General features: G+C 68.7%; 13 protein-coding genes and 1 pseudogene. 5 read left to right on the forward strand and 9 right to left on the reverse strand.

Going from position 1 to position 13060, the window contains the following annotated elements; translation table 11 throughout:
- Positions 1 to 5 precede the first annotated feature (5 nt).
- Positions 6 to 443, forward strand: a complete 438-nt coding sequence (locus OHA91_RS31520) for a hypothetical protein (protein ID WP_328740464.1) — start codon at positions 6 to 8, stop codon at positions 441 to 443.
- A 10-nt stretch (positions 444 to 453) separates the two neighbouring features.
- Positions 454 to 930: a hypothetical protein gene (locus tag OHA91_RS31525; RefSeq protein ID WP_266503300.1), complete on the forward strand. Its 477-nt coding sequence runs from the start codon at positions 454 to 456 to the stop codon at positions 928 to 930.
- 6 nt (positions 931 to 936) lie between these two features.
- Here the strand turns inward: OHA91_RS31525 and OHA91_RS31530 are convergent, their stop codons facing one another.
- The gene (locus tag OHA91_RS31530; RefSeq protein WP_245240083.1) at positions 937 to 1338 is read right to left on the reverse strand and encodes a mismatch-specific DNA-glycosylase; all 402 of its coding nucleotides are present in this window, start codon (positions 1336 to 1338) and stop codon (positions 937 to 939) included.
- Positions 1339 to 1392: 54 nt separating this feature from the next.
- Here OHA91_RS31530 and OHA91_RS31535 point away from each other — a divergent pair, with 54 nt between their 5' ends.
- Both OHA91_RS31535 and OHA91_RS31540 read left to right on the forward strand, forming a co-directional pair.
- On the forward strand, positions 1393 to 2589 hold the full coding sequence (locus OHA91_RS31535; RefSeq protein WP_031150001.1) for a tyrosine-type recombinase/integrase: 1197 nt from the start codon (positions 1393 to 1395) through the stop codon (positions 2587 to 2589).
- Entirely contained in the window at positions 2582 to 5029 is a 2448-nt protein-coding gene (locus OHA91_RS31540) for a tyrosine-type recombinase/integrase (RefSeq protein WP_328740465.1), read from the forward strand. Before OHA91_RS31535 ends, OHA91_RS31540 begins: the two co-directional genes overlap by 8 nt.
- Positions 5030 to 5106: 77 nt before the next feature.
- Here the strand turns inward: OHA91_RS31540 and OHA91_RS31545 are convergent, their stop codons facing one another.
- The 7 genes and pseudogenes from OHA91_RS31545 to OHA91_RS31575 all read right to left on the reverse strand — a co-directional run bounded on the left by OHA91_RS31545 (position 5107) and on the right by OHA91_RS31575 (position 11457).
- On the reverse strand, positions 5107 to 5835 hold the full coding sequence (locus OHA91_RS31545) for an adenylate/guanylate cyclase domain-containing protein (protein WP_078959243.1): 729 nt from the start codon (positions 5833 to 5835) through the stop codon (positions 5107 to 5109).
- Positions 5836 to 5849: 14 nt separating this feature from the next.
- A complete protein-coding gene (locus tag OHA91_RS31550; protein ID WP_031150005.1) occupies positions 5850 to 6380 on the reverse strand; it encodes a Pycsar system effector family protein in 531 nt (176 codons plus the stop codon).
- Positions 6381 to 6575: 195 nt separating this feature from the next.
- A pseudogene (locus OHA91_RS31555) lies at positions 6576 to 6740 on the reverse strand (uracil-DNA glycosylase family protein); the annotation flags it as partial.
- Entirely contained in the window at positions 6737 to 8170 is a 1434-nt protein-coding gene (purB, locus tag OHA91_RS31560) for an adenylosuccinate lyase (protein WP_031150007.1), read from the reverse strand. The pseudogene OHA91_RS31555 and the gene purB, both read right to left, overlap by 4 nt.
- A 71-nt stretch (positions 8171 to 8241) precedes the next feature.
- Complete coding sequence (locus OHA91_RS31565; protein ID WP_266503336.1) at positions 8242 to 9024, reverse strand: SGNH/GDSL hydrolase family protein; 783 nt, start codon at positions 9022 to 9024, stop codon at positions 8242 to 8244.
- Positions 9025 to 9091: 67 nt separating this feature from the next.
- On the reverse strand, positions 9092 to 10117 hold the full coding sequence (locus OHA91_RS31570) for a hemolysin family protein (RefSeq protein ID WP_031150011.1): 1026 nt from the start codon (positions 10115 to 10117) through the stop codon (positions 9092 to 9094).
- Complete coding sequence (locus tag OHA91_RS31575; RefSeq protein ID WP_328740466.1) at positions 10114 to 11457, reverse strand: hemolysin family protein; 1344 nt, start codon at positions 11455 to 11457, stop codon at positions 10114 to 10116. The genes OHA91_RS31570 and OHA91_RS31575 overlap by 4 nt, the downstream gene beginning before the upstream one ends.
- A 210-nt stretch (positions 11458 to 11667) precedes the next feature.
- Between OHA91_RS31575 and OHA91_RS31580 the strand changes: the two genes are divergently transcribed.
- Positions 11668 to 12138, forward strand: coding sequence for a GNAT family N-acetyltransferase (locus tag OHA91_RS31580; protein WP_328740467.1), 471 nt, complete (start codon positions 11668 to 11670; stop codon positions 12136 to 12138).
- A gap of 169 nt (positions 12139 to 12307) precedes the next feature.
- Here the strand turns inward: OHA91_RS31580 and bioD are convergent, their stop codons facing one another.
- Positions 12308 to 13051, reverse strand: a complete 744-nt coding sequence (bioD, locus tag OHA91_RS31585) for a dethiobiotin synthase (RefSeq protein ID WP_266503340.1) — start codon at positions 13049 to 13051, stop codon at positions 12308 to 12310.
- Positions 13052 to 13060 lie beyond the last annotated feature (9 nt).

Here is a 13060-nt window from a genome sequence, read left to right on the forward strand (position 1 = left end):
ACGGCATGACCACGGCAGAGCACCTCGACACGATCGACCGGCTCCTGGCGAAGGAGTTCCCGCGGGAGCCGGTCCGGAACGTCGGCAGCAGCAGCGGTCCGGGATTCCATCTGGTGCGGCTGTCCCGGACACGGCAGTTCTGGGACGACGACGGCTCGGGCAGGACCGAGGCCGCCGACCAGATCAGTGCCGAATACGGGGCGCTCACGCAGGCCGTGACCGACCGGTGGGGAGACCCGCAGATCTTCAGCCTGGGGACGCTGAGGGACCGCGTGGCGGAGGGGGAGGAGATACCGGAGCCGTGGAAGGAGCTGTGCGGCAGCACCGACCACGTCCACCTGTGGAGGGCCGGAGAGCACTGGCTGGTGGCCTGTGTGACACAGCGGGACGGCGAGGACCCCTACCTGCTGACGGCAGGGGCCACCGTCATAGATCCGCGCTAGGGTGGCCCGGGTGAGCGACGTATACGAGCTGATGATTGCCGTCGACCTGCGGGACGAGATCTCCGAGCCGGAACTGGCCGAGCTGAACTGGCATCTGGGGATCGGACCCCAGCCGGAGCGCCTGACCATCGTCACTGAGTTCCCGGTCGTGGTGCTGGACGACGCGGACATGCCGGTGATCGAGGACGATCCCCGTCCTCTGCTGGCCGGGCAGGGCGCCGCGTGGCGCGTGGGCGGCGTTCTCTGCTCGGCACTGGCGAGCCGTGCGGACCAGTCGCGGAAGGGCTGGTCGCTGACGTCCCGGCAGGAGATACACCCGGACGACTTCGACGAGATCGGTGAGCTGCTCTGCTGGCTGGCCGCAAGGGCCCACGAGACGCACCTGCGCGGGGACGGCGTGGTCGGGATCGGATTCCTCAGGTTCCACGAAGCCGAGGTCCCGGACGTGCTCCAGGTCGAGAGCGGGCAGGTCGCCTGGCCGGCCTGAGCCGGCCTAGTCGGCGGGGGATTCGGCGGCCTCGCGGAGGCGGGCGTATTCCTGGGCCATGGAGTCGGCGGTCCAGTGGGCGTTGAGGCCGCTGGGGTTGGGGAGGGCCCAGATGCGGGTGGAGCCGATGGTGCGCTCCTGGGGGCCGATCTGTGCCTTCTTCTCGCCGAAGGCCGTGCGGTAGGCGGTCACTCCCACCACCGCCAGCCACTGGGGGCGCAGCAGTTCCACCTTGGCCGTCAGGATGCGGCCGCCCTCGCGGAACTCCTCCGCGCTCAGCTCGTCGGCGCGGGCCGTGGCTCGGGCCACGACGTTGGTGATGCCGAGGCGGTAGGTCAGGAGCTCCTCCTGCTCCGCGGGAGCCAGGCGGCGCGGGGTGAAGCCCGAGAGGTGCACAGTTATCTGCACCTTCTTGGCTCGTTGTTCTCGGTGACGGTTCCCGAGAACAACGAGGAGAGTGAAGTGGATCTACGACATGAACTGATGGAGGGGCGGGCCGAGCTTCCCCGAGTCGGGGCGGTGGTCCCGGCGCGGGGCATCCATCCTCCGTACATCGTCGTCAATGGGTACGACGACGAGATCGAGCCGGTAACCGCGTATCTGCGCGACCTAGCCTTGAATGACAGCAGCCCGCTGACGGTCCGCAGCTATGGGTACGGGCTGCTGCGCTGGTTCCGGCTGCTGTGGCTACTCGGCGTGGTCTGGGAGAAGGCGACCGAAGCGGAGATTGCCGTACTGACTGGGTGGCTACGGTCGGCGGCGAACCCCCAGCGTCAGCGCAAGTCGGCCGGGGCCGCTGCTCCGGGATCGGTGAACCTGCGCACTGGTAAGCCGGTCCTGCGAGCCGGGTACGCGCCACGGACGATCAACCACGCCCTGTCGGTGGTGAGCGGGTTCTACGAGTTCCATGCCCACCAGGGCAACGGACCGGTCACCAACCCCGTCCCCGACTCACCGCAGCGGCGTCGGGCCCTGGCTCACCGCAGCCCGCTGGAGCCCAAGCCGGTGCTCGGCCGTGCCCGGCTGCGGCAGAAGGTCGCCGACCGGCCGCCCAGGTCGATCCCTGATCACCTCTGGGACGAGTTGTTCGAGCGCATGGGCTGCGAGCGCGACCGCGCACTGCTGGAGTTCTATGTCTCCAGCGGGGCCCGAGCCGAGGAACTACTCGGCGTCGGTATCGGAGACCTCGACTGGGCCGGCCAGAAGATCTACTTGATCTCCAAGGGCACTCGGGAGCGTCAACCGGTCCCGGCTTCACCGCAGGCGTTCGTGCGCCTGGCCCGCTACCTTGACGAGATCGGCACCCCGCCGGCGGACGAGCCGCTGTGGCGAACCCGCCGCGGCGCGGACCGGCCGATGACCTACTGGGCGATGCGCCGGATCATCCAGCGTGCGAATGAGGCCCTGGGCACCAACTGGACGCTGCACGATCTGCGGCACACGGCCGCCAACCGGATGGCCAACGGTGGCAAGCTCACCCTGCCCGAGGTCCAGGCCGTCTTGCGACACGCCAACATCCAGACCACCAGCCGGTACCTGGCAGTTCGCGTCGAGGAGATCTTCGACAAGCTCACCGAGCACTACAACGCCCCACGGGTCGAACGCAGCTACCCCACCGGCTACAACGCGGACGACATCGCGGCGGTGTTCGGTGCCTGACACGCAGCTCCGTACCACCGGCCTCAGCCGTCGCCACGGCCCGGTCGCCGAGGGCCTTCAGTTCCCCAGCCGCTTCGTCGGCGGCCCCATCACGCCCGGATCCGCCGTTGCGGCTACCTTGCCCCGGCCGCACGGGGAGTTCGCCACCGCCTCCGTCTCGCTCCTGTCACAGGTGGCTGGCTCCTCCTCGATTTGGCCCGACACCCCTCGTGCCACCCGCCTGAACTGGAAGAGCTCCACCCGTGTGCTGCTGGAATACCTCCTCGACTTCCGCGGGGAGACGTGGCAGGAGCGATGGGACGCCAGCCCACTTGGCCAAGGGCAGATCGCCGCCGACGAAGTGGGATCGCGCCAGACCACGGGCATCGGCGTCATCGCCGGGATCCGGGCTCTCTACTGCCTGCGCGTCATCCAGCCGACCCCGCTCGCATTCCGACGCAACCCGCTGCCCAACTACGGGGCGATGTTCATCGCCGTTCAGGAAGATCAGCTCCTGAACGAGTACGCCGAACAGGTGCGCGCCCACCAGTTTCGCCAGATGCACCGCCGCGACGCCATCAACGAGTTGTGCATGCTGTTGACCGTCCAGGGTGTCGCCCTCAGCGATGTCACCCCCGCCGCGTTGCTGCACTTCACCCACGAGAACCGGAAGGCTCGCTGCATCTTGCAACCGGGCAGCCAGGCGTCCAACCGGCTGATTGGCCGTGGCGTCTGGAACGTCCTGCACGCAATGGGGCACTTCCCGCCGTCTACGCCAGAGTCGATGCGGGCCGCCCTGCTACGTGGGCAGCGCAGCATCGAGGAACTCGTCGACCAGTACGAGATCTCCAACCAATCCGTGCGCGGCCTGCTCATTGAATACTTCACCCGACGCAAGGCCGACACCGACTACTCCACCCTCAAGGACCTCGTCTGCAAGCTCACCCGCCACTTCTGGAAGAACATCGAGACGATCAACCCGGACCAGGCGGACCTGAGGATCTCGCCGGAGAACTACACGAGCTGGCGCCAGATGATCACTGTCAAGGATGATGGCAAGCCCCGCGTCGGCCAGGACAGCATCGTCATTGCCCTGCGCAGCTTCTACTACGACCTGCACACCTGGGCTGCCGCAGAGCCCGAACGCTGGGCGGCCTGGGTCGCCCCTTGTCCGGTACCGCCCACCGAACTCCGCGGCTTGGGCGCGCGGCGCCGACGCATCAACGAACGCTCTGCCGACCGCACCCGGCAACGCCAACCGCTGCTGCCGGTTTTGGTCAACCACGTCGAAACCCGCTACGACCGCGCCCGCCTGCTGTTGGCTCAGGCTGACAAGGTCACCGAAGGCGAGGCGTTCACCCACGAGGGGATTGAGTACCGACGTATCCGCACCGAGGCCGACCTCAAACTCCTCCGCCACGGCGACGCGGTGCCCACCCGCGTTCAGGAAATCGGCAGCGGCCGGATCGTCCATATCGGCACCGATGAGGAAGCAGCCTTCTGGGAGTGGGCCACCGTCGAGACCCTGCGTCACTCAGGCGTTCGCATCGAAGAGCTATGCGAGCTGACCCATCTGAGCATTCGCCAATACCAGCGGGCGAACGGAGAGGTCATCGCGTTGCTAGTCATCGCTCCCTCGAAGACCGACCGCGAACGCGTCATCCCGATGTCCGCCGAGCTGTTCCACGTCATCGCCTCTGTCGTCCGGCGTCACACCCGCACCGGCCGCCCGATTCCGCTGCTCGCCAGGTTCGACTACCACGACAAGGTGTGGAGTGCTCCGATGCCGTTCCTCTTCCAGCGGCAGAACGGCACGACCCCGATGGTCTTCAGCAGTGCGACTTTCCAGGTCATGCTCGGCAGACTCTGCGAACAGCTCGCCGAGACGCACCATGAGTTCCGCGGACTGAAGTTCACCCCGCACGACTTCCGCAGGATCTTCGCGACGGAGCTCGTCAACAGCGGCCTCCCGATCCATATCGGTGCCGCTCTGCTGGGTCACCTGAACATCCAGACCACCCGTGGTTACGTCGCGGTCTTCGATGAAGATGTCATCCGCCACTACCAGGAGCATCTACAGCACCGCCGCCAGATTCGGCCCGACGGTGAGTACCGAGACACGACGAACGAGGAGTGGTCGGAGTTCGAGGAGCACTTCGAGCGTCGGAAGGTCGAACTCGGCTCCTGTGGACGCCCCTACGGAACTCCGTGCCAGCACGAACATGCCTGTATTCGCTGCCCGATGCTTCACGTCAACCCGAAGATGCTTTCACGTCTGGAAGAGCTGGAAGGCGATCTCAGGTCTCGTCTTCAGAGGGCTGAAACGGAGGGGTGGGTCGGTGAAATCGAAGGTATCGAGCTCACACTCACGTATCTCCAGGGCAAGCGGGAAGAAGCGCTGCGGCAGGCTAGGAGGAAGCCAGTGGATCTAGGTATTCCGACGCAGTTTGGGAGAGGCTAGGCAAAGTGAGTTGGTTCCCCGGCTTGAATCAGGGAACCAACTCACTTGTCCCTCACCTAGCCGGAGGTGTAATCGATTCATTTACAGTTCTCGTCGATCCAGGCCTCCATGGCCTTACTAATCACGGACCCCGTGTAACACTTACGGGTGGAGTCGTAGGCGAGAAGTCCTCTGTTGTGTTCGTTAAGGTTCCCATGGAAGTCTGTGGATGTTACTACTGCAGGTACTCCCCACTGGCTGTTTCCATAGTTCGCCAATTTTGCAGCCTCGTTTACGACGTCTCCCATGTACACAACGTCGTTGATTCCGCTGCCGTTGTAGCCTGCTTTGATCATCAAGGCTCGCCCCCACGACATTCCGATCCCCACCTTGATCGGATGTTCGTAGGATGCCTTCTTCATCTCGTAGTTGAGGATCTGGGCCATCGAGTTTGCCCGTGCGCCGAGGCTGAATACGTCATCGATGTCACTCTTAAGCGGTGTATTGATGACTGCCCAGGTGGCATCGCCAGCGATGTTGATCTCGCGCGTGTTCGGCTCGCCGTTGAATATGGCGACCAGTTCGGAGAGATATGCGCGATAGATTCGAGCCAATCGGGGGCGCTTGTAGTGGTCTGGGAGTTGTGAGGAGCCGCGAATGTCGACGAAGATGGCGGAGCAGTTGGCGTAGAAGCCGTTGGAGAATGTGAGTTTGTCTCGGTCGGGCAGTGCGTTGACTTCTTCGTAACTGCCCTGGGTTCCAGTCAGGTAATCTCTGATTCTGCGTGCGCTGGCGACGTGATCGTACGGTTTATAGTTACTGTCCAACTCTACCTCCTGTGCTAATCGATGACGCGCAGTGCAGTGCTAACTGCAAGCGCTACGAGGGCGATGAGGAGAATGCGAATTGCCCAGCCGCCCCACATATACTTGTCATGGGCGACTCGTGAATTGGCCCAGCCTTGACTGGCGATCTCCGTGACCAGGGCATCCATATCCTTGGTCAGTGCGACCAGGGAGGTGGCATAGGTGTCGCTAGCGGTATGGCCTCGCGCGATGTGGTGGAAGTACAACAGACTTGTTGGCTCTTCCTTCATCCCCAGGCGAGGCCAGAGCACCATGGCGGCGCACAGGCCTGCTCCCGCAACAGCGAGAGCGCATAGGGCAGAGCTGACGATCAGCCATGTAGATGGCGTCGTGACGTCCTTGATCAGGTTGTAGAGCACGCCACCGGTAACCCCGGTTGCTGCGAGCGTGGCGCCGGCCTTGGTCTCAGCATGTTTGATCCAGTCGATGACCAACCCCAGGGCCTTCCACGCGTGGTCGGCGTTGGGAGCAGTCTCCGGCTGGGGAGTTGGAGAGGTTTCCGTCACGCGCCCATCATTCACCCCACCACTGACAACTGCCGTCGAACGGGCGAGAATGCTCGGGTCGGTCTTGTCAGACGACGGCCACTCACGTTGAGGTGAGCGTGGCGTCCACGAAGCAGCGGTCGTGTGCGGGCGCAAGTGGGTGGGTGCCCTGACCTGGTGACCCTATGGTCGACTCACTCGAACCGGTGAAGTGCAGAGAAGCAGGACCGGCCAGAAGCGGTTGCCGGGGCGGGCGAAGTGGTGGCCCGTCGCGGCGGAGAGGAGACCGGGGTTGATGCCGCAGAACAGCACACGCAGACCGCCCGCGACCACGTCCGGGAGGACGCGGTCGCGGGCGGCGTTCAGCTCTTCGGGGGTCAGAGGATCGACCCCGGCGCGTACCCGGCGGCCTCCGGGTGCTGCTTGGCGATCGCCTCGATGCGCGAGACGACCGTCGACACCTGGTCGCCGGCGGCGCCGGTGAAGGACAGCTTGTCGGCCATCAGCGCGTCGAGCTGGGCGCGGTCCAGCGGCATCCGCTCGTCGGCGGCCAGCTTGTCCAGCAGCTCGTTGCGCTCGGCGCCCTGCTCGCGCATGGCGAGCGCGGAGGCCACGGCGTGCTCCTTGATGACCTCGTGGGCGGCCTCGCGGCCCACGCCGGCACGCACCGCGCCCATCAGGACCTTGGTGGTCGCGAGGAAGGGCAGGTAGCGGTCCAGCTCGCGGGCGACGACCGCGGGGAAGGCGCCGAACTCGTCGAGGACCGTCAGGAAGGTCTCCAGCAGGCCGTCGAAGGCGAAGAAGGCGTCCGGCAGTGCCACGCGGCGGACCACGGAGCAGGAGACGTCGCCCTCGTTCCACTGGTCGCCGGCCAGCTCGCCGGTCATCGAGGCGTAGCCCCGCAGGATGACCATCAGGCCGTTCACGCGCTCGCAGGAGCGGGTGTTCATCTTGTGCGGCATCGCGGAGGACCCGACCTGGCCGGGCTTGAAGCCCTCGGTGACCAGCTCGTGGCCGGCCATCAGGCGGATCGTCTTCGCGATGGAGGACGGCGCGGCGGCCAGCTGGACCAGGGCGGTGACCACGTCGTAGTCGAGGGAGCGCGGGTAGACCTGGCCGACCGAGGTGAAGGCGTGCGCGAAGCCGAGGTGGGAGGCGATGCGCTGCTCGAGGTCGGCGAGCTTGGCGGCGTCGCCGCCGAGGAGGTCGAGCATGTCCTGGGCGGTGCCGACGGGGCCCTTGATGCCGCGCAGCGGGTAACGCGCGAGGAGGTTCTCCAGGCGGTCGTAGGCCACCAGCAGCTCGTCGGCCGCGGTCGCGAACCGCTTGCCCAGGGTGGTCGCCTGCGCGGCCACGTTGTGGGAGCGGCCGGCCATGACCAGCTCGGCGTGCTCGCCGGCCAGCTTGCCGAGGCGGGCGAGCACGGCGACCGTACGGTCGCGGGCCAGCTCCAGCGAGAGGCGGATCTGGAGCTGCTCGACGTTCTCGGTCAGGTCGCGGGAGGTCATGCCCTTGTGGACGTGCTCGTGGCCGGCGAGGTCGTTGAACTCCTCGATCCGGGCCTTCACGTCGTGCCGGGTGACCTTCTCGCGCTCGGCGATGGAGGCGAGGTCCACGTTTTCCAGGACGCGCTCGTAGTCGGCGAGGGCCGCGTCCGGGACCTCGATACCGAGGTCCTTCTGGGCGCGCAGCACGGCGAGCCACAGCCGCCGCTCCAGCGTCACCTTGTACTCGGGGGACCACAGGACGGCGAGCTCCGCGGAGGCGTAGCGGCCGGCCAGGACATTGGGGATGCGGGGCTTGGCAGTCACGTGTAGGGATTCTACTTGGGCCCGAGCTGTGTGTTTACGCAGGTCGGGCCACCGCTCGTGATTGTGCCTTGCTACGAGAGCGGCGCGTCCCCGTAGGGCTGCAGCTCGGGCCGCTTGGCCGGGCGGCCGTCTCCCGAGGAGCGGCCCGTCAGGCGGCGGCCGATCCAGGGGAGCAGGTGCTGCCGGGCGAAGCTCAGGTCCTGGGTCCGGCGTACCGCCCAGCCGGGCGGCTCGGCGAGGGGCAGTTCGGTGCGCCAGTCCAGCTCGGCGGGCAGGCCCAGGGTCTGCCAGACGGCCTCGGCCACCCGGCGGTGGCCCTCGGCCGTCAGGTGCAGCCGGTCGACGTCCCACATCCGGGGGTCCGCGAGGACGGGAGCGCCGTAGAGGTCCACCACCAGGGCGCCGTGCTTGGCCGCGAGCTCGTCGATGGTGGCGAAGAGCTGCTCCATGCGGGGGCGGAAGCGCTCCATCACCGGTCCGTTGCGCCCCGGGGAGCGCATCAGGACGAGCTGCTTGCAGGAGGGTGCGAGCAGCTCGACGGCCGTCTCCAGGTGCTCCCGGACCAGGCCCATGTCCACCTTGGGGCGCAGGGTGTCGTTCAGCCCGCCCACCAGGGTGATCACGTCGGCGCCCATCGCGGCCGCCACGGGGGCCTGTTCCTGCGCGATCTGCCCGATGAGCTTTCCGCGGACCGCGAGGTTCGCGTAGCGGAAGCTCGGCTCGCGCGCCGCGAGGCGGGCGGCGAGCAGGTCGGCCCAGCCCCGGTAGGAGCCGTCCGGCAGGAGGTCGGACATGCCCTCGGTGAAGGAGTCGCCGACCGCGACAAAACTGGTGTAAGAGGCATTCATCTCCATGGCGGAGTGATGTTACCGCGCGGTACCCCGGCCCCGCAGGGCCGGGGATCCGCCCTCCCGGCGTGCACTAAGCGGAGGCCGGCCTTCCGAACAGCTCCCGCAGCACGTCCTCCATGGTCACCAGGCCCGTCATGGCGCCCTCCGCCCCGAGCACCGCCGCCAGGTGGGTGCGGCTGCGCCGCATGGCGGTCAGCACGTCGTCCAGCGGGGTCTCCGCCCGTACCTGCGCGATCGGGCGCAGCGCCGACGCCGGGAACGGCTCGTCACGCGACTCCCCGTCGGCGTCCAGGGCGTCCTTCACGTGCAGGTAGCCGAGGATCCCCTGCTGCGCGTCGACCACCGGGAAACGGGAGTACCCGCTCTCGGCCGACAGCCGCTCCAGCCCGGCCGGTGTGATGCCCTCGCGCGCCGAGATCACCCGCTCGGCAGGCAGCACCACGTCGGTCACCGGCCGCCGGCCCAGTTCCAGGGCGTCGTGCAGGCGCTCGCTCGCCCGGTCGTCGAGGAGCCCGGCGTCACTGGAGTCCTTCACCATCCGCGCCAGCTCGTCGTCCGAGAACGTCGCCGCGACCTCGTCCTTGACCTCCACCCGCAGCAGCCGCAGCAGGGCGTTGGCGAAGGCGTTGATCGCGAAGATCACCGGCCGCAGCGCCCGGGTGAGCGTCACCAGCGGCGGCCCCAGCAGCAGTGCCGTGCGCACCGGCTCGGACAGCGCCACGTTCTTCGGCAGCATCTCGCCGAAGAGCATGTGCAGGTACGTCGCCAGGGCCAGTGCCACCACGAAGGAGATCGCGTGCGTGAGCCCGGAAGGCACCCCGACCAGGTCGAAGAGCGGGGTCAGCAGATGGGCGATGGCCGGCTCGGCCACCACACCCAGCACCAGCGTGCACAAGGTGATGCCGAGCTGCGCCGCGGCCATCAGCGCCGACACGTGCTCGAGCCCCCACAGGACGGCGCGGGCCCGCCGGTCGCCCTGCTCGGCGTACGGCTCGATCTGGCTGCGCCGTACCGAGATCAGCGCGAACTCCGCGCCGACGAAGAAGGCGTTCACGACCAAGGTCGCCAGGCCGATCAACAGCTGGATCACGGTCATCGCGCGTCCTCCGTCCCGTCCGCAGACCCGGTGGACCCGGCGGGCGCGTGCAGCAGCACCCTCGCCGCCCGGCGCCCGATGTCGTCCACCACGTCCAGCTGCCAGCCGTCCAGCTGCAGAGTGTCGCCGACCGCCGGGATCCGGCCCAGCTCGGTCGCTATCAGGCCGGCCAGGGTCTCGTACGGGCCGTCCGGCACCCGCAGCCCGATCCGCCGGAGCTGGTCGGTGCGCGCGGCGCCGTCGGCGGAGTACAGCTGCCGGCCGGAGGCGTCCGCACCGGCCGGGGCCAGGTCGGGGGTCTCGTGCGGATCGTGCTCGTCCCGCACCTCGCCGACGACCTCCTCGACGATGTCCTCCAGCGTCGCCACGCCCGCCGTTCCGCCGTACTCGTCGATGACCACGGCCATGGTCTGCTTGCCGGACAGCCGGTCCAGCAGCCGGTCGACGGTCAGCGACTCCGGTACGAGGAGGGGCTCGCGCAGCAGCTGCGACACCGGGCGGCGGCGCCGCTCCTCGGCGGGCAGCGCCAGCACGTCCTTGATGTGGACGGTGCCGACGACGGTGTCGAGGCTTCCGCGGTAGACGGGGAAGCGGGACAGGCCGGTGGCCATCGTCGCGTTCGCCACGTCCTCGGCGGTGGTCTGCACGTCGAGGGCGGTGACCTGGACGCGCGGGGTCATCACGTTCTCCGCGGTCAGGTCGGCCAGGTTCAGGGTCCGGACGAACAGCTCGGCCGTGTCCTTCTCCAGCGCGCCCTGCTTGGCGGAGTGCCGGGCCAGGGCGACCAGCTCCTGCGGGGTGCGCGCGGAGGCCAGCTCCTCGGTCGGCTCCATGCCGAAGCGGCGCACCAGGTGGTTCGCGGTGGTGTTGAGGTGGCTGATGAGAGGCCGGAACGCCCGGCTGAACACCCGCTGGAAGGTCGCCACCCGCTTGGCGATCGCCAGCGGGGAGGAGATGGCCCAGTTCTTCGGCACCAGTTCGCCGACGACCATCAGGACGACGGTGGACAGGGCCGTTCCGAGGACCAGGGCCGTGGAGGAGGCGGCGCCCGCCGACAGCCCCATGGCTTCGAACGGTTCCTGGAGCAGGGCGGCGATCGAGGGCTTGGAGATCATGCCGATGACCAGGCCGGTCACGGTGATGCCGAGCTGGGCGCCGGAGAGCTGGAAGGTGAGGGTGCGGACGGCCGCGAGGGCGCTGTCGGCACCGCGCTCACCGCGCTCGGCGGCCCGCTCGAGTTCGCTGCGCTCGACGGTCGTGAGGGAGAACTCGGCCGCGACGAAGACTCCGCAGGCAAGGCAGAGCAGCAGTGCCACGACGAGCAGGAGCACCTCGGTCATCGGTCGATCACCTCCGTCCCATGATCGGCCAGGAGGAGGGGGATCGCGCGGTGTCGCGGCGAAGTGGAATGTCGTGGATTGGGAGGCTCGCCCATGGGCGGACGCTCACACACCTTTCACTCGGGAGGGATCTGCTCCACATGGTAAAGGAAGGGCAAAGCGCACGGATCGTCCTTTTGGCGGAGCGCGGCCGGATGATGGGATCCGCGCATGAGTGATCTTCACATAGGCCCGGCTTCGGCCGGCGACCTCGGTGCCGTACTGGACTTCTGGAAGACCGCCGCCGAGGGGACGAGCATCAGCGACGACCTCGCGGGCGTCGAGCGGCTCCACGAGCGGGACCCGCAGGCGCTGCTGCTCGCGCGCCGCGACGGTGAGCTGGTCGGGACCGTGATCGCCGGCTTCGACGGCTGGCGCTGTCACCTCTACCGGCTCGCCGTGCATCCCGAATACCGGCGGCAGGGGATGGGCGGCGCGCTGCTGGCCGCCGCCGAGGAACGTTTCGCCGCGCTGGGCGGGCGGCGGGCAGACGCGATGGTGCTCGACCGGAACGAGCGGGCGCACCCGGCGTGGGATGCGGCCGGGTACGGGCCGCAGGAGGCGTGGACGCGGTGGGTGAAACCGCTCGCCCCGTCGGCGGGGCCGCAGAATTCCGGGGGTGGACGTCCCGGCCCCGCGTGAACGCGAGGCCGGGACAGCGGGGCTCCGCGCCCCAAGCGACGGCGGGGCCCCAAAGCTCCGGGCTCCCCCCGGACCCCGCGCCTCGAACGCCGGCGGGGCTGGGGCGGTGCCGGCCTGCCCGGGGTGCTCCGGGCCCGGGCGTGGTGCGGGCCCGGGCGTGGTGCGGCGGTCAGGCGCCGGCGGGGGCGTAGGCCGGTGGGGACCAGGTGGTGAGGAAGGACTCCGCCGACCAGGTGCCCCACAGGGGCGGGGCCAGCCAGGAGGCGGCCGAGGCGCGGAAGCGCTCCGGGGACAGGGCGCCCGAGCCCTCCGGGACCGCGCCCAGGAGCGGCAGCTCCGAGGACTTCGGCAGGTCCGCCAGGTTGCAGCGGGCCGCCAGGTCCGCGGACTGAGGCCAGCTGCCGATCACCACGCCGAGCGGGGTCAGGCCCCGGGCCCGCAGGGCTTCCGCCGTGAGGGTCGTGGAGTTGAGGGTCCCCAGACCCGCCTGGGCGACGATCAGGGTCGGGGCGTCCAGCAGACGCGCCGCGTCGGCCAGCGTGTGGCCCGCCTCGTCGAACTGGACGAGCAGCCCGCCCGCACCCTCCACCAGGACCAGGTCGTGGTCCTCGGACAGCCGCCGCGCGGCCTGCGCGATCTGCGCCGGGGCCAGTGTCGCCAGCCCCGCGCGACGGGCGGCCGTGTCCGGGGCCAGGGGCTCCGGATAGCGGGCCAGTTCCATCGCCGTGACGGAGGGACCGGCCAGCCGCACCACCTCCGCCGCGTCCCCCGGCTCCTGCGGGCCCACACCGGTCTGCGCCGGCTTGAGCACCGCCACCGAGCGGCCGGCCGCCACGGCTGCCGCCGCGACGGCCGAGGTGACCACGGTCTTGCCGATCTCCGTGCCCGTCCCGGACACGATCAGTACGGACATCTCAGCCTT

It is taken from the genome of Streptomyces erythrochromogenes, from assembly GCF_036170895.1.
Taxonomy (GTDB): Bacteria; Actinomycetota; Actinomycetes; order Streptomycetales; family Streptomycetaceae; genus Streptomyces; species Streptomyces erythrochromogenes.